This is a genomic window from Streptomyces sp. NBC_01232, from assembly GCF_035989885.1.
In the GTDB taxonomy this organism is placed as follows: Bacteria; Actinomycetota; Actinomycetes; order Streptomycetales; family Streptomycetaceae; genus Streptomyces.
Window position 1 is genome coordinate 8,319,985 of record NZ_CP108518.1, and the last position, 14,508, is coordinate 8,334,492.

General features: G+C 72.4%; 13 protein-coding genes. 8 read left to right on the forward strand and 5 right to left on the reverse strand.

Going from position 1 to position 14,508, the window contains the following annotated elements:
- Positions 1 to 13 precede the first annotated feature (13 nt).
- The gene (locus OG444_RS38250; RefSeq protein WP_327266470.1) at positions 14 to 985 is read left to right on the forward strand and encodes a TAXI family TRAP transporter solute-binding subunit; all 972 of its coding nucleotides are present in this window, start codon (positions 14 to 16) and stop codon (positions 983 to 985) included.
- Between the two features lie 4 nt (positions 986 to 989).
- Here the strand turns inward: OG444_RS38250 and OG444_RS38255 are convergent, their stop codons facing one another.
- The 3 genes from OG444_RS38255 to OG444_RS38265 all read right to left on the reverse strand — a co-directional run bounded on the left by OG444_RS38255 (position 990) and on the right by OG444_RS38265 (position 4,603).
- Positions 990 to 2,378, reverse strand: a complete 1,389-nt coding sequence (locus OG444_RS38255) for a HAMP domain-containing sensor histidine kinase (RefSeq protein WP_327266471.1) — start codon at positions 2,376 to 2,378, stop codon at positions 990 to 992.
- On the reverse strand, positions 2,375 to 3,100 hold the full coding sequence (locus OG444_RS38260; RefSeq protein ID WP_327266472.1) for a response regulator transcription factor: 726 nt from the start codon (positions 3,098 to 3,100) through the stop codon (positions 2,375 to 2,377). Before OG444_RS38260 ends, OG444_RS38255 begins: the two co-directional genes overlap by 4 nt.
- Before the next feature lie 123 nt (positions 3,101 to 3,223).
- Positions 3,224 to 4,603 carry an MFS transporter gene (locus tag OG444_RS38265; protein WP_327267059.1) on the reverse strand — a complete coding sequence of 460 codons (1,380 nt, stop codon included), beginning with the start codon at positions 4,601 to 4,603 and terminating at the stop codon, positions 3,224 to 3,226.
- Between the two features lie 410 nt (positions 4,604 to 5,013).
- On the opposite strand from OG444_RS38265, the gene OG444_RS38270 reads away from it, so the two are divergent.
- Both OG444_RS38270 and OG444_RS38275 read left to right on the forward strand, forming a co-directional pair.
- Positions 5,014 to 6,348, forward strand: coding sequence for a phytase (locus OG444_RS38270; protein ID WP_327266473.1), 1,335 nt, complete (start codon positions 5,014 to 5,016; stop codon positions 6,346 to 6,348).
- Between the two features lie 84 nt (positions 6,349 to 6,432).
- Positions 6,433 to 7,275 carry a PaaX family transcriptional regulator gene (locus OG444_RS38275; RefSeq protein WP_327266474.1) on the forward strand — a complete coding sequence of 281 codons (843 nt, stop codon included), beginning with the start codon at positions 6,433 to 6,435 and terminating at the stop codon, positions 7,273 to 7,275.
- A 39-nt stretch (positions 7,276 to 7,314) separates the two neighbouring features.
- Here the strand turns inward: OG444_RS38275 and OG444_RS38280 are convergent, their stop codons facing one another.
- Both OG444_RS38280 and OG444_RS38285 read right to left on the reverse strand, forming a co-directional pair.
- Positions 7,315 to 7,818, reverse strand: a complete 504-nt coding sequence (locus OG444_RS38280; protein WP_327266475.1) for an allene oxide cyclase barrel-like domain-containing protein — start codon at positions 7,816 to 7,818, stop codon at positions 7,315 to 7,317.
- Positions 7,819 to 8,105: 287 nt separating this feature from the next.
- On the reverse strand, positions 8,106 to 9,773 hold the full coding sequence (locus OG444_RS38285; protein WP_327266476.1) for a carboxylesterase/lipase family protein: 1,668 nt from the start codon (positions 9,771 to 9,773) through the stop codon (positions 8,106 to 8,108).
- A gap of 228 nt (positions 9,774 to 10,001) precedes the next feature.
- On the opposite strand from OG444_RS38285, the gene OG444_RS38290 reads away from it, so the two are divergent.
- The 5 genes from OG444_RS38290 to OG444_RS38310 are packed head-to-tail and all read left to right on the forward strand — an operon-like array spanning position 10,002 to position 14,505.
- The gene (locus OG444_RS38290; RefSeq protein ID WP_327266477.1) at positions 10,002 to 11,177 is read left to right on the forward strand and encodes an ABC transporter substrate-binding protein; all 1,176 of its coding nucleotides are present in this window, start codon (positions 10,002 to 10,004) and stop codon (positions 11,175 to 11,177) included.
- A 1-nt stretch (position 11,178) separates the two neighbouring features.
- Entirely contained in the window at positions 11,179 to 12,057 is an 879-nt protein-coding gene (locus tag OG444_RS38295) for a branched-chain amino acid ABC transporter permease (protein WP_327266478.1), read from the forward strand.
- Positions 12,054 to 13,025, forward strand: coding sequence for a branched-chain amino acid ABC transporter permease (locus OG444_RS38300; protein WP_327266479.1), 972 nt, complete (start codon positions 12,054 to 12,056; stop codon positions 13,023 to 13,025). Before OG444_RS38295 ends, OG444_RS38300 begins: the two co-directional genes overlap by 4 nt.
- Complete coding sequence (locus OG444_RS38305; RefSeq protein ID WP_327266480.1) at positions 13,022 to 13,798, forward strand: ABC transporter ATP-binding protein; 777 nt, start codon at positions 13,022 to 13,024, stop codon at positions 13,796 to 13,798. The genes OG444_RS38300 and OG444_RS38305 overlap by 4 nt, the downstream gene beginning before the upstream one ends.
- Entirely contained in the window at positions 13,795 to 14,505 is a 711-nt protein-coding gene (locus OG444_RS38310) for an ABC transporter ATP-binding protein (RefSeq protein WP_327266481.1), read from the forward strand. Before OG444_RS38305 ends, OG444_RS38310 begins: the two co-directional genes overlap by 4 nt.
- Positions 14,506 to 14,508: the final 3 nt, after the last annotated feature.

The following is a 14,508-nucleotide window of genomic DNA, read 5'->3' on the forward strand; positions in this document are numbered from 1 at the left end:
CTAGGCTTGCGCCGTGACCAGCCCAGTGGTGAACCGGAGGCAGGCGATGGGCGCCGGGGTCGGCGCCCTGGCCGTGGCGCTGGCCGCGTGCGCGGGGGACTCCGGGCCGGTACGGCGGCTACGGCTCGCGACGGGGCCCGAGGGCGGGCCGTACAACGCGTTCGGGCAGGCCCTGGCGCAGGCCGTCGCCGCCGGCGGCCGCCGGATCGAGATCGTCCCGGTGAGCACCGCGGCCAGCGTGAACAACCTGCGGAAGCTGGACGAGGGGTCGGTGGAGCTGGCACTGGCCATGGCGGACGTGGCCCAGGACGCGGCGCTGGGCCGGGAGTCCTTCCCCCGTCCGACCGCCGTGACGGCGCTGGCCCGGGTCTATGTGAACTACACGCACCTGCTCGTCCCGGCGGATGGGCCCGTGCACTCGGTGAAGGACCTCGCCGGACGCCCCGTCGCGGCCGGCGCGGCCGGCTCCGGGGTCCGGGTGGTGGCGGAACGGGTCCTGCGGGCCGCCGGGCTGAACGGCGCACCCGCGGCGACGGCGGACGAGCGGCAGCTGGGCCTCGCCGCGTCCGTGAGCGCCTTGCGCGAAGGGTCGGTCGACGCACTGTTCTGGTCCGGCGGGGTGCCCACCCCGGCGCTGTCGGAGCTGGCGGGCGAGCTGCCGCTGCGCTTCCTCCCCCTCGACGCGTACGTGGGCGCGCTCCGGGAGCGCTACGCCCCCGTCTACACGGCGGTCACGCTCCCTGCCGGGGTGTACGGCCTGACGGAGCCGGTGGGAACCATCGGGGTCGGCAACTACCTGCTGGCACGGGCGGACGTACCGCAGGACACCGTGCGCGAGCTGCTCCAAGTGGTGTTCGAGCGGTGGCGGGACCTGCTGCGGGAGGTCACGGCCGGGGCGAGGCTGGAGCCCCGGTTCGCCATCTCGACCGGCGAGGTGCCGCTCCACGCGGGCGCCGTCGCGTACTACCGGTCGGTGTACGGCTGAGACCTCACGGCGCCGGGATCCGGAGCTCGACCACCAGACCGTGCGGCACATGGCCGCTGACGTCGAGCCGGCCACCGCTGATGCGGGCGATCTCGTCGGCGATGGCCAGGCCCAGGCCGCTGCCGGGGACGTTCTGGTGCTCCGGGGCGCGCGCGAAACGTCTGAGCAGAAGGGGCAGTTGCTCCTCGGGAACCCCCGGGCCGTCGTCCGTGACCCGTACGACGGCGCTCCCGTCCGCCCCGTGCGTGGCGCGCACCTCGACGCGGCCGCCCCGCGGGACGAACTTGACGGCGTTGTCGAGGAGCGCGTCCAGGATCCGGCCCGCCGCGTCGGGCAGGGCGCGCGCCGACAGGTCCCCGGCCGGACAGGACGCTGTTAGGTGCACGCCCGCGGCACGGTAGACCGGAGCCCAGGCCGTCACCCGGTCCCGCACCGCCCGCGCGACGTCCTGGACGGTGGGCTCCGCCGTGCCGGACTCCACGCGGGCCAGCGCCAGCAGGCCGTCGAGCAGCTCCTCCAGGCGTTCCGCCTCGTCCAGTGCGCGGCCGTGCTCGGCCAGGCCGGGCCCGGGTGCGAGGTACGGTTCGACGTTCTCCAGCTGCAGGACGAGCGTGGCCAGCGGATTGCGCAGCTGGTGGGAGGCATCGGCGACGAAGTCGCGCTGGCGGCCGATGGAGTCGGCCATGGCCTCCGCCATCGCGTTGAAGTGCCGGCGCAGGTGTCGCAGTTCCGGCGGGCCGGTGTCGGACACGGCCCGGGCCTGGAGGCTGCCGGCGGTCAGCCGCTCGACCGCCCGGTCCAGGTCCCGCACGGGGCGCATCAGCCAGCGCGCGATCCCGGCCGCGACCAGGGCCGCCGCCGCGAAGGCGGTCAGCGCCCCGGCGGCGATGAGCGACCAGCGGGCCGCCACGTCCCGGCGGGCGGCGTCGGTGGGTACGGCCATCAGGACCGCCCCGCTCACCCGCTCGTCCCGGCCCACCGGCTCGGCCAGCACGACGGTCCGAGGGCTCCAGGGGAGAAGGGTGGGCAGCCGGTCGGTGGAACGGCCGGTGAGGGCGCGGCGGCGGGCGTCGGAGTCGGCGGCCGCGCCCGTGGCGGCCTCCGCCGCCGGCCCGGTCCCGGCCCGGGCCACCGTGGCCCCCGCGGTGTCGACCACGACCACCCCCGCTCCGTACAGATGGGCGTAGCGGCTGATCTCGGCCGAAAGCTCCGCGCGATCGGCGGCGGTGCGCATCCGGTCGGCGAGATCGGCGAACCGTACGGCCTCCGAGCGCCGTTGGAGGAGCAGGTGCTCGGTACGACCGCGTGCGGAGGCGTCCGCCAGGGGGATGCAGAGCAGCAGCGCGGCCGCCCCCATCAGCACCATCAGCACCGCGAGGAGCCTGCGCCTCACCGCTCGCCGCCCGGGTCGCCGCCCCCTGCATCGGGCGCGGCCGGCGGGGTGCCGAGCTGGTAGCCGAACCCCCGGACGGTACGCACCAGGCCGGAGCGGCCGGTCTTGGCGCGGATGCCCGCCACATGGACGTCCAGCGAGCGGGAGGCCGCGAGGAAGGCGTCCCCCCAGATCCGGTCCAGGATCACCTCGCGGGAATGCACCTCGTCCGGGCGGGCCGCCAGGAAGGCGAGTACGTCGAACTCGCGCCGCGTCAGGCGCACCGCGACGCCCGCCACCGTGACGGTCCGCCCCGACAGGTCGACCTCGACGTCACCGGTGCGCACGGGGCGCGGCCCGGCCGCGATCGGCTCGGTACGGCCCGGGTGCGGGTCCGTCCGGCGCCGTACGGAATCGATGCGGGCCATCAGTTCGGCCATGCGGAACGGCTTGACCACATAGTCGTCGGCGCCCGCCCGCAGCCCCTGCACGATGTCGCGCTCCTCGCACCGCGCGGTCACCACGATCAGCGGCGCGTCGCATACGGTACGCAGCCGCCGCAGCAGCTCCAGCCCGTCGAGATCGGGAAGGCCCAGGTCGAGCAGGACGAATTCGGCCTCGCGCGCGTGCCGCAGGGCGTCCAGGGCACGCCCGACCCGGCGGACGGTGTGCCCGCGCAGGGCGAGGGCCGTGCCGAGGGCCTGGGCCATGCGGTCGTCGTCCTCGACGAGAAGCGCGTGCATAGACAATTCCTCGTGACCTGTGACCTGTGACCTGTGACCTGTGACCGGACCCCGGCCACCGGAGCCCCCGTGACCCGGCGCAGCAGCTTACGGGAGCCGGCGCGCCGGGCCACCGGGGACGGATCAGCGTGCGGCCTCGGCCGCAGCCGTCGCCGGCCGGTCCGGACCCGGGGCGAGGCCGCCGTCCTCCTCGGCCTCGGCGCGGCTGAGCGCGGCGTTGCGGGTGTCCGGCATGAGGACGTAGGTCACGAGGGAGATCAGCGCGCACCCGGAGACGTACCAGAAGAACATGGTCTCGTGACCACTGTTCTTGAACCACAGCGCCACGTACTCCGCCGTGCCGCCGAAGAGCGCGTTGGCGATCGCGTACGGCAGTGCCACGCCCAGCGCGCGCACGCGCGTCGGGAACAGCTCGGCCTTGACCGCCGCGTTGATCGAGGTGTAGCCGGTGATGATGACCAGGGCCAGCAGGGACAGGCCGAGCGCGGACCAGTACGAGGACGCGGACCCGAGGGCGGTCATGATCGGGTAGGTGCCGACCGTGCAGCCCACCGCGAAGGTGATGAGCAGGGGCCGGCGGCCGATCCGGTCGGACAGCATGCCGGCGAAGGGCTGCAGCACGGCGAAGAGGGTCAGCGCGGTGAAGCTGACGAGCGTGGCGGTGGTCTTCTCCATGCCCGCGCTGCCGACCAGGTACTTGGTGAGGTAGGTGGTGTAGGTGTAGTACGCCACGGTGCCGCCGAGGGTGAGCGCCATGACCAGCCCCGCCTGTCGCCGGTACTGCCACAGGGCCTTGAGCGTGCCGCGCGTGCTGTCGTCGTGGGCTTCCTCGCCCGCCGCCGACTCCTCCTTGAACGCGTCGGTCTCCTGGAGGCGTCGCCGCAGCCAGAAGACGACCACCGCGAACAACGCCCCGACGACGAAGGGAATCCGCCAGCCCCAGCTCTCCAACTGGGCGCTGGTCAACGTGTGCTGAAGGGTGATCAGAATGCCCAGGCCGAGCAGCTGGCCGCAGGTCATCGACACGTACTGGAAGGACGAGCCAAGGCCGCGCCGGTTGCGGGCGGACGCTTCGGTCAGGTAGGTGGCGCTGGCCGCGTACTCGCCGCCGATGCTCATCCCCTGGAGCAGCCGCGCGAGCAGCAGCACCAGGGCGCCGAAGTACCCGGCCTGGCCGTACGTCGGTGCCACGGCGATGAGCAGCGCGGCCACCGACATCATGGTGACGGTGAGGGTCAGCGCACTCTTGCGGCCGTGCCGGTCGGCGGCGCGCCCCAGGATCCAGCCGCCGACCGGGCGCATCAGGAAGCCCACGGCGAAGATCCCCGCCGTGTTCATCAGCTGGGTGGTCGGGTTGTCGCCGGGGAAGAAGGAGTCGGCGAAGTAGATTGCGAAGCTGGCGTAGACGAACCAGTCGTACCACTCGACGAGATTGCCCAGCGAGCCGCCGACCAGGGCGAGACGGCGCTTCCTGCGCTCGTCCCCGGGCGGCGGTGCGGGCATGACGACGGACGAGGACATGGCGGCTCCAGACGGAAGTCCCTGATGAGAGACGGCAGAACTGCCCCGTTGGCGGGGGAGTGTCCAGAGCATGCGGCGGCGGTCGTACCCGGACAAGGTTCGCCACGCAGATCTAACGTTCCGCTAAGGAAGCCCTCGGGCGCCCCGTCGGGCGACCTCTCGGGCGACCGCTCTGGTGAGCTGTCCGGCGTGTCCTCGGGAGCGCCCCTGGGAACGTCCCCGGCAGGACCACGGGCGCGCCGGATTTCACGATGCCGTCATGTGCACGTCACGCCAGCTCCATGGGGGCCACCCGCACGTGGCCCACGGTGGGGGCGGCCCGCCGCCGAGCGCCGGACGACTCCGCGCACCACGCGGCCGGCCCGACCCCGTACCCCTCACCAGGAGGCAAGATGCGCGTGATCCCGAGCAGGCGGACCCCGGCCGTGACCGCGGCGGCCGTGGTGGCACTGGGTGTGATCGCGGTGCCCGCGCACGCCCGCGACGCCTCGGCGCCGCCGCTGCCCCGGGTGTCTGCCTCCGTGGAGACGCCCTCCCTCTTCGACGACGAGGCCGGCGGCAACGCGAACGCCGACGACCCGGCGATCTGGCGCAACGCGAAGAACCCCGACCGCAGCCTGGTGATCGCCACCGCCAAGGAGGGCGGCCTGCGCGTCTACGACCTGGACGGCCGTCAGGTGCAGAGCCTGCCGGCGCCCCCGCCGCCGCGGGAGGGAGACATGCCCGGCCGCTTCAACAACGTCGACCTGATCAGCGGACTCCGCTTCCCGGACGGCCGCCACGACGTGGCCGTCGTCTCCGACCGAGGCCGCGACCAGCTGCGCGTCTACCGGATCGACCCGAAGCGGCCCACCGCCCCGCTGGTCGACGTCACCGACGAGACGGCCGCCCCGCACGTCTTCTCCGCCGGCCAGGACGAGGTCAACGAGCAGCGGACCGCCTACGGACTCGCCGCCTACACCGACCGCCGCAGCGGCCGCTCGTACGCGGTCACCAGCCGGCGCCACGCCACAGCCCTCGCGCTGGCCGAGCTCCTGCCGAACGCCGGCGGAAAGGTCGGCTACCGCACCGTCCGCACCACCTCGCTGCCCTCCTCCTTCACCCTGCCCGACGGAAAGACGTGGGCACCGTGCGCGGAACCGGGCGAGGAACCCCAGGTGGAGGGCATGGTCATCGATCCCGACACCGGTGACCTCTACGCAGGCCAGGAGGACGTGGGCATCTGGAAGCTCGACGCCGACCTGCGGTCACCCGCACGCCTGATCGAGAAGGTCCGCTCCTACGGCGTACCCGGCACCTGGAACCCCGCAACCGAGGAATGCACAGCGGGCGCCGACCCCGGCTTCGGCGGCCGGCACATCGCGGCCGACGTCGAGGGCCTGACCATCTGGCGCGACCCCGCGCAGCCCGCCCGCCGCGGCTACCTGCTGGCCTCCAGCCAGGGCGACGACACCTTCGCCGTCTTCGACCGCGGGCACGGCAACGCGTACGTCCGCGGCTTCCGCATCGGCGACGGCGCCGGGCCGAGCTCGCCGGACGGCGCCCAGGAGAGCGACGGCGCCGCGGTCACGAGCGAACCGCTGGGCAGGAAGTTCCCCAACGGCCTGCTGGTCGTTCAGGACGGCCACAACACCCCCGCGACCACCGGACCCGACGGGGAGGCCCGGACCGACACCGACTTCAAGTTCGTGGACCTGGGCCTGCTCAAGCGCGCCGCCCGCCTCTGACCATGGCCGCGGGGACCGTGACCTGGGCGGCGCCGCGTTCGCCCAGGTCGGTAGGATCGCCACCGCAGACGACGGAAGGCGATCATGGCGGACAGTCCCCTCAGGCCCAGCTCGTTGATCAACACGGTCTACGGGGCGTTCCTGCGACGGCTCGGAGGCTGGATCTCCGTCGCCGATCTGATCACCCTGATGTCCGAGCTCGACGTGGACGGCCCGGCGGCGCGCTCGGCGATCTCCCGGCTCAAGAAGAAGGGCGTCCTCGAACCGGAACGCCGGGGCGCCACCGGCTACCGGCTCAGCCCGGGTGCGCAACCCGTCTTCGACGAGGGCGACCGGCGCATCTTCGGCAGCCTGGAGCCGGCGAAGCTGAGCGACGGCTGGGCCATGGCCGTCTTCTCCGTACCGGAGTCCGAGCGCTCCTACCGCTACCAGCTGCGCACCCGGCTGACCTGGCTGGGCTTCGGCAACATCGCCCCGGGCGTGTGGCTGGCGCCGGGCCGACTCCTCGGCGACGCCCGTGACATGCTCGTACGGCTCGGCCTCAGCGACTACGTGCACCTGTTCGCCGCCGAGTACGCCGCCTTCAGCGACCTGCCCGGGACCGTCAGCTCCTGGTGGGACTTCCCGGCGATCGAGGAGCAGTACGCCGGGTTCACCCAGGCGTACGGCCCCGTCGCCGCGGGCCTGACCGGGCAGCCCGGCATCGACGGCGCCGAGGCCTTCCGCCACTACGTGCCCATGCTCACCCAGTGGCGCCGCCTGCCGTACCTCGACCCCGGACTGCCCGCCGAGCTGCTCCCGGCCGACTGGAACGCGGTGGCCGCGCGGCAGATCTTCCAGCAGCTCAACGAGGTGCTCGCCCCGCCCAGCCTGCGGCACGTGCAGGAGGTCACCGGCCTGACCGAGGAGGCGGCGGACGCCCCCTAGGGGGCGTCGGGCCTTCTCGACGGGCGGGGGCAGGGCCGGTCACTTCAGGTAGATCGTGAATGTCCTCGCGCCATTGACGATCGGCCCGACGTGGACCGAGCCACGAGCCCGGTCGAATTCCCCGGTGCCGCCGGTGATCGCGTTGTCGAACGAACCGGGAGGGCCCGGCACGATGCCGAAGACCATCCCCTGCACGGAGAGCTGGCCGCCCGGGAGGACGTAGGTCACGTAGCACGCCTCCGCTCCGCCCTCGGTGACCCGGGTGGTGGTGCAGGTGCCGCCGGTTTCGCCGACCTGGTTGCCGGCCGCGTCATGGAGGGTCGAGCGGACGACGGTCCGATCACCCTGGGAGGGACCGCTGGAGTTGACGGGGAAGCGCGACTGCTGCGCGAGCCTGCCGGTCAGTGTGATGACCCGTTGCTTTTGGGGCTTGGCGTGGGCGGCAGGGGAGTCCGTCGCGTCTGCGGTCACGGCAGGGGCCCAGGCGAGAAGGGCAACCAGGGCGGTGGCCGTGCCGAGACAGGCGGCTCTGATGGGGCGCATCGTGTGGCTCCTGAAGTGTTGATGCTCATGGATGGTCACATGACAAAACGGTCATGCGATCTCATTCATAACCTCGGCTTTCCCGCCACCCGGAACACCCCGGCGCGACTCACCGGCAGGTCCGACCGGTCGGACCAACCCGGGACGAGAGACAGCCCGCCCGACAGTGCGCCCGGGCCGCGGTACCGGGCGCCGCGGCTCGAGCACGGCACCGTTCCACGGACGGACGGACGGACGGGCGGACGGGCGGACGGACGGTCGCGTCGCAGGCGAGGTGACCCTTGCGGTCAGTCCGCCCCGGGACCGTCCTGGCGGGCGGCCTGTCGCGACGTCGGACGGTGCAGACGCCGCCAGTACCCGGCGAGGTCGTCAACGGCGCCGGTGACCGAGTCCAGGCTCATGGTGGTCCGTGCGTTGCGTTCGTAGCGCTGCCAGTGCGGCATGGGGCTGCGGTTGGGATCACCGGTGCGGATGAAGGAGATCCAGGACGCGTGCACGGCGCCGGCGAGACCGTCACGGATCCTCGGGTTCAGCCCCGCCAGGAACGGCGCCTGCGACCACTTGTCGAAGTTGTTGAAGACGAACGGCAGCTCCAGACAGTGCGGCGAGGCCAGTTGCCCGTTGTGCGCGGGCGTCGGGAGGTCGAACTGGTACGCCCAGACCGGCCGTCCGTGGGCCGCGCGCCGCTCGGCCAGGTCGATCCCGGGGATGCGGAACAGGTCGTCGCCGATCAGGTCCATGAGGACGTCGACCGGGCGGGACCCCGGCCGGGCCTCCTCGTACGCCGTGTAGGCCTCGGCCGCACGGGCCCCGAAGGTGTCCCGCGCCCGCGCGAGCACTTGGTCCTTGGTGGCGGCGGCGTAGGGCTCGTTGAGCGCGAAGGCGAAGGTGGCCTCTTCCCTGGTCCATCCGATCAGGACGTCGATGTCCGCCCCCGGGCCGCTGAGCAGCAGGTCGGCCGGCCGGCGGGTCAGCGTCGCGTCGTCGAGCACCGGCAGGAACGGGGTCGACCAGTACCCCCACCGTCCGGTGCGCCGGAACATCTCGATGGTGGCGCCGATCAACTGGGGCCAGGGGAGGGCCCGTAGCTCCGTCACGTTCCTGACCCCGAGGATCTCGAGGTAGGTGGCGCTGCGCCGGAGGGACTCCGCGCGGCCGGGGATCTGCAGTCCGAGCGGCGGACTCTGCAGGATGGCGCGCCGGAACAGCGGGCGCCCGGTGGGCCGGGCGCCGGCGAGGGCGGCGACCGAGAGTGCGCCGCCGGACTGCCCGGCGAGGGTGATGTCGTCCGGGTCGCCGCCGAACGCGGCGATGTTGTCCCGTACCCAGCGCAGCGCGGCGAGTTGGTCGGTGAGCCAGAAGTTCCCGTCGGCGCCCTCCTCGCCGAAGTAGAGGTAGCCCAGCGGTCCGAGACGGTAGTTGAGGGTCACGACGACCATGTCGCCGTTCCGCGCGAAGGTTTCGCCGGAGTAGTGGGGCAGGGAGCCGGATCCGGAGATGAAGCCGCCTCCGTGGATCCAGACCAGGACGGGCCGCTTGGCGTCGTCGGCGCGGGGCGTCCAGATGTTGAGGGTGAGGCAGTCCTCGCTGAACGGGGGAGCGCCGTGGGTTCCGAGCACCGCGTCGCCCCCTTCCCGGTACAGCTGCGGGGCGCTCGGCCCGAAGGCGGTCGCATCGCGTGTCCCCTGCCACCCCGGGTGGGGCTGGGCGGGGCGCCACCGCAGAGCGCCGACCGGGGGAGCGGCGTAGGGCACGCCCTTGAACACGGTCAGCCCGCCTTCGACGCTTCCGCGCAGCCGTCCCGCGGGCGGCTCCACGACGAGCGGGGTCCCGCCCGCCGGCGGGGCGGCCTGCGCCGCGGCGGCCGGGCCGCCGGGGATGCCGGAGAGCAGCGCGGCACCGGTCAGCACCCCGGTGTTCCTGAGGACTCTGCGCCGTGATGGATCGTCGGTCATGGTGCTTCACTCCCTGACTGATCATGAATTCGCCCACCGAAGTGGTATAGCGCGAAATTGACGATGGTTAGTGCTACGGCACATGTGAGACGCCGGTCAAGGGGTGGGGCGACACTCCAACGGGTATGTTGCGATCTCTTGACGGCCGTCGATATTTCACGATAGACACGTGTCACCTCAGGAGCAGCATCCGGTCCGCGAGGGCCGTCGACAACGTACGGAGTCTCCATGGCAGGTCGCTTTCGCCCCCTGGTTCTGATCACCGTCACCACGAGCCTCTTGCTGGCCACGGGGTGCGGCGGCGCGAGTCTCGGTACCGGCGAAGACAGCAAGCAGAAGGGGCCCGTGAGGATCGGGCTCCTCGTTCCCCGGTCCGGCACCTACAAGGCGCTCGGCGACGACATGAAGCAGGGCTTCGAGCTCTACGTCCGACAGCACGGCGGCAGACTCGGCGGCCGCGAGGTCGAGATCGTGATCGCGGACGAGGGGGAGACGGCCGACTCGGGCAAGGCGGCGGCGGAGAAGCTCGTCAAGCAGGACCGGGTACTGGCGGTCAGCGGCGTGGTCAGCTCGGCCACCGTCAACGGGGTCAAGGACCTGTTCGAGACCGGCCGGATCCCGCTCGTCGGCTCGAACGCCTCACCGACGACCCTGACCGGAACCAAGTACATCTGGCGCACCTCGTACGTCAACGACGAGCCGGGCAAGGCGCTCGGCAAGCACGTCGCCGAGCGGGCCGGGGGCCCGGTCTTCCTCATCGCCGCGGGCTACCAGGCGGGCAAGGACGAGATCGAGGGCTTCAAGTCCACCTTCCTGGCCGCCGGCGGCAAGATCGCGGGGGAGGAGGTCTACACCCCGTTCCCGGGGACCAAGAACTTCCAGCCCTACCTCTCGCAGATCGAGAACTCCGGCGCGAAGGCGGTCTTCTGCTTCTACGCAGGCGGCGCGGCCGTCGACTTCGTCAAGCAGTACCGTGACTTCGGCCTGGCCGGCCGGATCCCGCTCTACGCACCCGGCTTCCTCACCGAGGGCGGCGTACTGAAGGGCCAGGGAGACGCCGCGAACGGTGTCCTCACCGCCCTCAACTACAGCGCCGACCTGGACAACGCCGCCAACCGGCAGTTCGCGCCGGCCTACCGGGCCGCCCACGGCACGGAGCCGACCACCTACGCGATGGCGTCATGGGACGCGGCGCAGGTCCTCGACAAGGCGATCAAGGCGGCCGGTGCCACCGTGACCCCGGAATCGGTCAATGCCGCCATCTCCACGGTGGGGGACATCGACAGCCCGCGCGGCACCTGGCGGTTCAACAGCGGCGGCACACCGATCCAGCCCTGGTACCTGCGCGAGGTCAGGCAGGGCGCCAACACCGTCGCCGGCGACCTCGGCCGACTGGGCGGCTGAGATGCCCGGATGGCTCGACGGCAACCTCGTCAGCGTCGTCGACGGCATCGCGTTCGGGCTGCTGCTCTTCACGATCGCCGTCGGCCTCTCCCTGGTCTTCGGCATGATGGACGTCCTCAACCTGGCGCACGGCACCCTCTACCTCGCGGGCGCCTACACGGCCTACGCACTGTCCGACGGAACCCTGCCGGGCCTGCTCCTCGCCCTCGCGGCCGGCGCCCTGGTAGGCGCCCTCGGGGGAGCGGTGCTGACACTGCTCACGCAGCCGCTGGCCCGGCGCGGACATCTGGACCAGGCCGTGCTCACCCTCGGCATCACGTTCATCGTCGCCGACCTCCTCGCCGCCGCCTTCGGCAGCGAGGTCCTGCCGACGGATCCGCCGGTACCGCTGCGCGGGACGGTGAACCTGCTCGGCCACACGTATCCCGTCTACCGGCTGGTGTTCATCGCCGTCGCGGCCTGCCTCGCGGTGCTCGTCCACCTCGTCTTCGAACGCAGCTCGCTCGGAGCGCTCGTACGGGCCACCGTCGCGGACCGCGACATGGTCCGGGCCCAGGGCGTCGACGTCCGCAAGGTGCTCTACGGGGTCTTCGCGCTGGGCGCGGCCCTGGCAGCCGTCGGCGGTGTCCTCGGCGCGCCGATCCTGGGACCCGGCCCGGGCGTCGACGAGAGCGTGCTCGTCCTCTCCCTCGTCGTCGTGGTCGTCGGCGGCCTCGGATCCGTGCGCGGCGCCCTCGCCGGGGCACTGCTCATCGGCCAGGTCCAGACCCTCGGGGTGGCACTGCTCCCGCAGTACGCGCCCTTCCTCCTCTTCGGCGCCATGCTGGTGGTACTCGTGGTCCGCCCGCACGGCCTGGTCCCGTCGGCGGTGCGCACATGAGCGCGTTCCGGACCTCCCGGACCTCCCGATCGGCAGGGGCCGCCGTACTCCTCGGGCTGGCCCTGGCCCCCTTCCTGCTCGGCCCGTACGCCATCTCCACCCTGTCGCGGATCCTCGTGTTCGCCCTGCTCGCGCTGAGCGTGAACCTGCTCACCGGGCTGACCGGGCTCCCGACCCTCGGCCAGTCCGCCTACTTCGGCGTCGGCGCCTACACCGCGGCGATCGTCGCCAAGGGCCTCACCGACATCGGACCGATCCAACTCCTCATCGCGGCAGGCGTTTCCGCGCTGGTGGCCGTGCCCACCGGATGGCTGGCCGTCCGGGCCCGCGGCGTGGTGTTCCTCATGCTGACGCTGGCCATCGGCGAGATCGTCTACAGCGCAGCCGTCAACTGGAAGCCGGTGACCGGCGGCAGCGACGGGATCTCGGGCGTCCCGCCCGTCGTACCGCTGCCCGGCATGCCCGCCCTGGAGCTCGACGGGCTCGTCTACTTCTACGTGCTGGCCATGTTCCTGCTGCTCCTCGCGGCCGTCACCCGCCTGGACTCGACCCCGTTCGCCCTCGCCCTGCGCGGGATCCGCGACAACGAACCCCGCATGAAGGCCATCGGCTACCCCACCCGTCGGTACGCCCTGACCGTCTACTGCGGCGCCGCCGCGCTGGCCGGCGCCGCCGGGTCGCTGTGGGTCTCGGTGCAGCGCTTCGTGTCACCCGGCGACGCCGGATTCGAGATCGCCGCCCTCGCACTGCTCGCCGTCGTCATCGGCGGCTCCGGCTCGATACGGGGGGCCTGCGCGGCGGCCGCGCTCATCTGGCTGACCCGTGACTACCTCGGAAACCTCGAAGCCGTCGCCGGACACGGGCCGCTGTTGCTCGGGCTGCTCTTCATCGTCGCCGTCTACACACTGCCCCGCGGGCTGGCCGGCGTACGGCTCCCGCACCAGCCGAGCCGGAAGAGGACGGCGTGAGCGATCTCGACCTACTGCACCTACGCGGAGTGTCGAAGCACTTCGGGTCCTTCACCGCCGTCGACGAGGTGTCCCTCACCGTGCGTGCCGGCGCGCGGCACGCGATCATCGGCCCCAACGGCGCCGGAAAATCAACGCTGTTCGGCCTCATCTCCGGAACCCTGACCACCAGTACCGGAACCATCACCCTGGACGGGCGGGACGTGACCCGGCTGCCCGTGCACCGCCGGGTCGGACTCGGAACGGCCGCGACCTTCCAGCACTCCAGCCTGTTCATGCGGGAGACCGTGCTGGAGAACGTCCTGCTCGCCGCCCTGCTCCGGACGGGGGCGGGGGCCGGGACGGGGCTCGGCGGATGGCGGAAGGTGAGTGCCCGGGCGGAGGCCCTCGCACGGGCACGCACCCTGCTGGAACGCGTGGGGCTGCCCGACCGGCACGACCTCGCGGCGGCCGCCCTCTCCCACGGCGAACGGCGGCAGCTCGAAGTCGCCGTCGCGCTGGCCACCGAACCGCGGCTGCTGCTCATGGACGAACCGGCCGCCGGCATGTCACCGGCGGAGACGCAGCGCCTCACGGAACTGATCGCGGCGCTGCCCGACGAGGTGACCGTGCTCCTCGTCGAACACGACCTCGACATGGTCTTCGAACTCGCCGACACCGTCACCGTCATGCACCTCGGCCGGCACCTCACCACCGGCACACCGGATCAGGTGCGGGCCTCCGCCGAGGTCCAGCAGGCCTACCTGGGCACCACCACGGAGGTCTCCTCGTGAAGCCGTTCTTCCACGTGCGCGGACTGCGCTCCGGCTACGCCGGCGGTGTGGTCCTGAGCGGCGTCGACCTCGATGTCGAGCAGGGCGGGATCATCGCGGTCCTCGGACGCAACGGGGTCGGCAAGACCACCCTCATCTCGACCGTCATGGGCTTCGTCCGGCCGTACGAAGGCATCATCACGCTCGGCGGCCGGGAGCTCGCCGGGGCCCGCGTCGACGTGATCGCCCGGGCCGGGGTGGGTGTCGTACCCCAGGGGCGCCGGGTGTTCGCGCCGCTGACCGTGGCGGAGCACCTCGCGATCGCCGCACGGCGCCGACCCGCGCAGGGGCCGTGGACCCGGGCACGGATCCTCGACCTGCTGCCGCGGCTGGGGGAGCGGCTCGGGCACCGGGGCGACGAACTCTCCGGAGGGGAACAGCAGATGCTCGCGATCGCCAGGGCCCTGCTGGGCAATCCGGGCCTGCTCCTCCTCGACGAGCCGTCCGACGGCCTCGCCCCGGCGATCGTGGCCCAGGTGGGGGAGGTGATCCGAGAGGTCGGCGCGCAGGGCATGACGGTCGTCCTGGTCGAGCAGAACCTGGGGCTCGCCCTCTCGGTCGCCGAGCACGTCGCCGTCATGCGGAAGGGGAGCATCGTCCACCGGGCATCCTGCGCGGAGTTCGCCTCCCGCCCCGACGAGCGCCGGCGTCTGCTGGGCGTCGAGTGAAGC

What these genes read in the sequence shown, in the direction of transcription:
- OG444_RS38300 (WP_327266479.1), top strand. Translation starts at nt 12,054, where the DNA reads ATGAGCGCGTTCCGGACCTCCCGGACCTCCCGATCGGCAGGGGCCGCC.
- OG444_RS38295 (WP_327266478.1), top strand. Translation starts at nt 11,179, where the DNA reads ATGCCCGGATGGCTCGACGGCAACCTCGTCAGCGTCGTCGACGGCATC.
- OG444_RS38280 (WP_327266475.1), bottom strand. Translation starts at nt 7,818, where the DNA reads ATGCGCCCCATCAGAGCCGCCTGTCTCGGCACGGCCACCGCCCTGGTT.
- OG444_RS38265 (WP_327267059.1), bottom strand. Translation starts at nt 4,603, where the DNA reads ATGCCCGCACCGCCGCCCGGGGACGAGCGCAGGAAGCGCCGTCTCGCC.
- OG444_RS38270 (WP_327266473.1), top strand. Translation starts at nt 5,014, where the DNA reads ATGCGCGTGATCCCGAGCAGGCGGACCCCGGCCGTGACCGCGGCGGCC.
- OG444_RS38275 (WP_327266474.1), top strand. Translation starts at nt 6,433, where the DNA reads ATGGCGGACAGTCCCCTCAGGCCCAGCTCGTTGATCAACACGGTCTAC.
- OG444_RS38260 (WP_327266472.1), bottom strand. Translation starts at nt 3,100, where the DNA reads ATGCACGCGCTTCTCGTCGAGGACGACGACCGCATGGCCCAGGCCCTC.
- OG444_RS38290 (WP_327266477.1), top strand. Translation starts at nt 10,002, where the DNA reads ATGGCAGGTCGCTTTCGCCCCCTGGTTCTGATCACCGTCACCACGAGC.
- OG444_RS38285 (WP_327266476.1), bottom strand. Translation starts at nt 9,773, where the DNA reads ATGACCGACGATCCATCACGGCGCAGAGTCCTCAGGAACACCGGGGTG.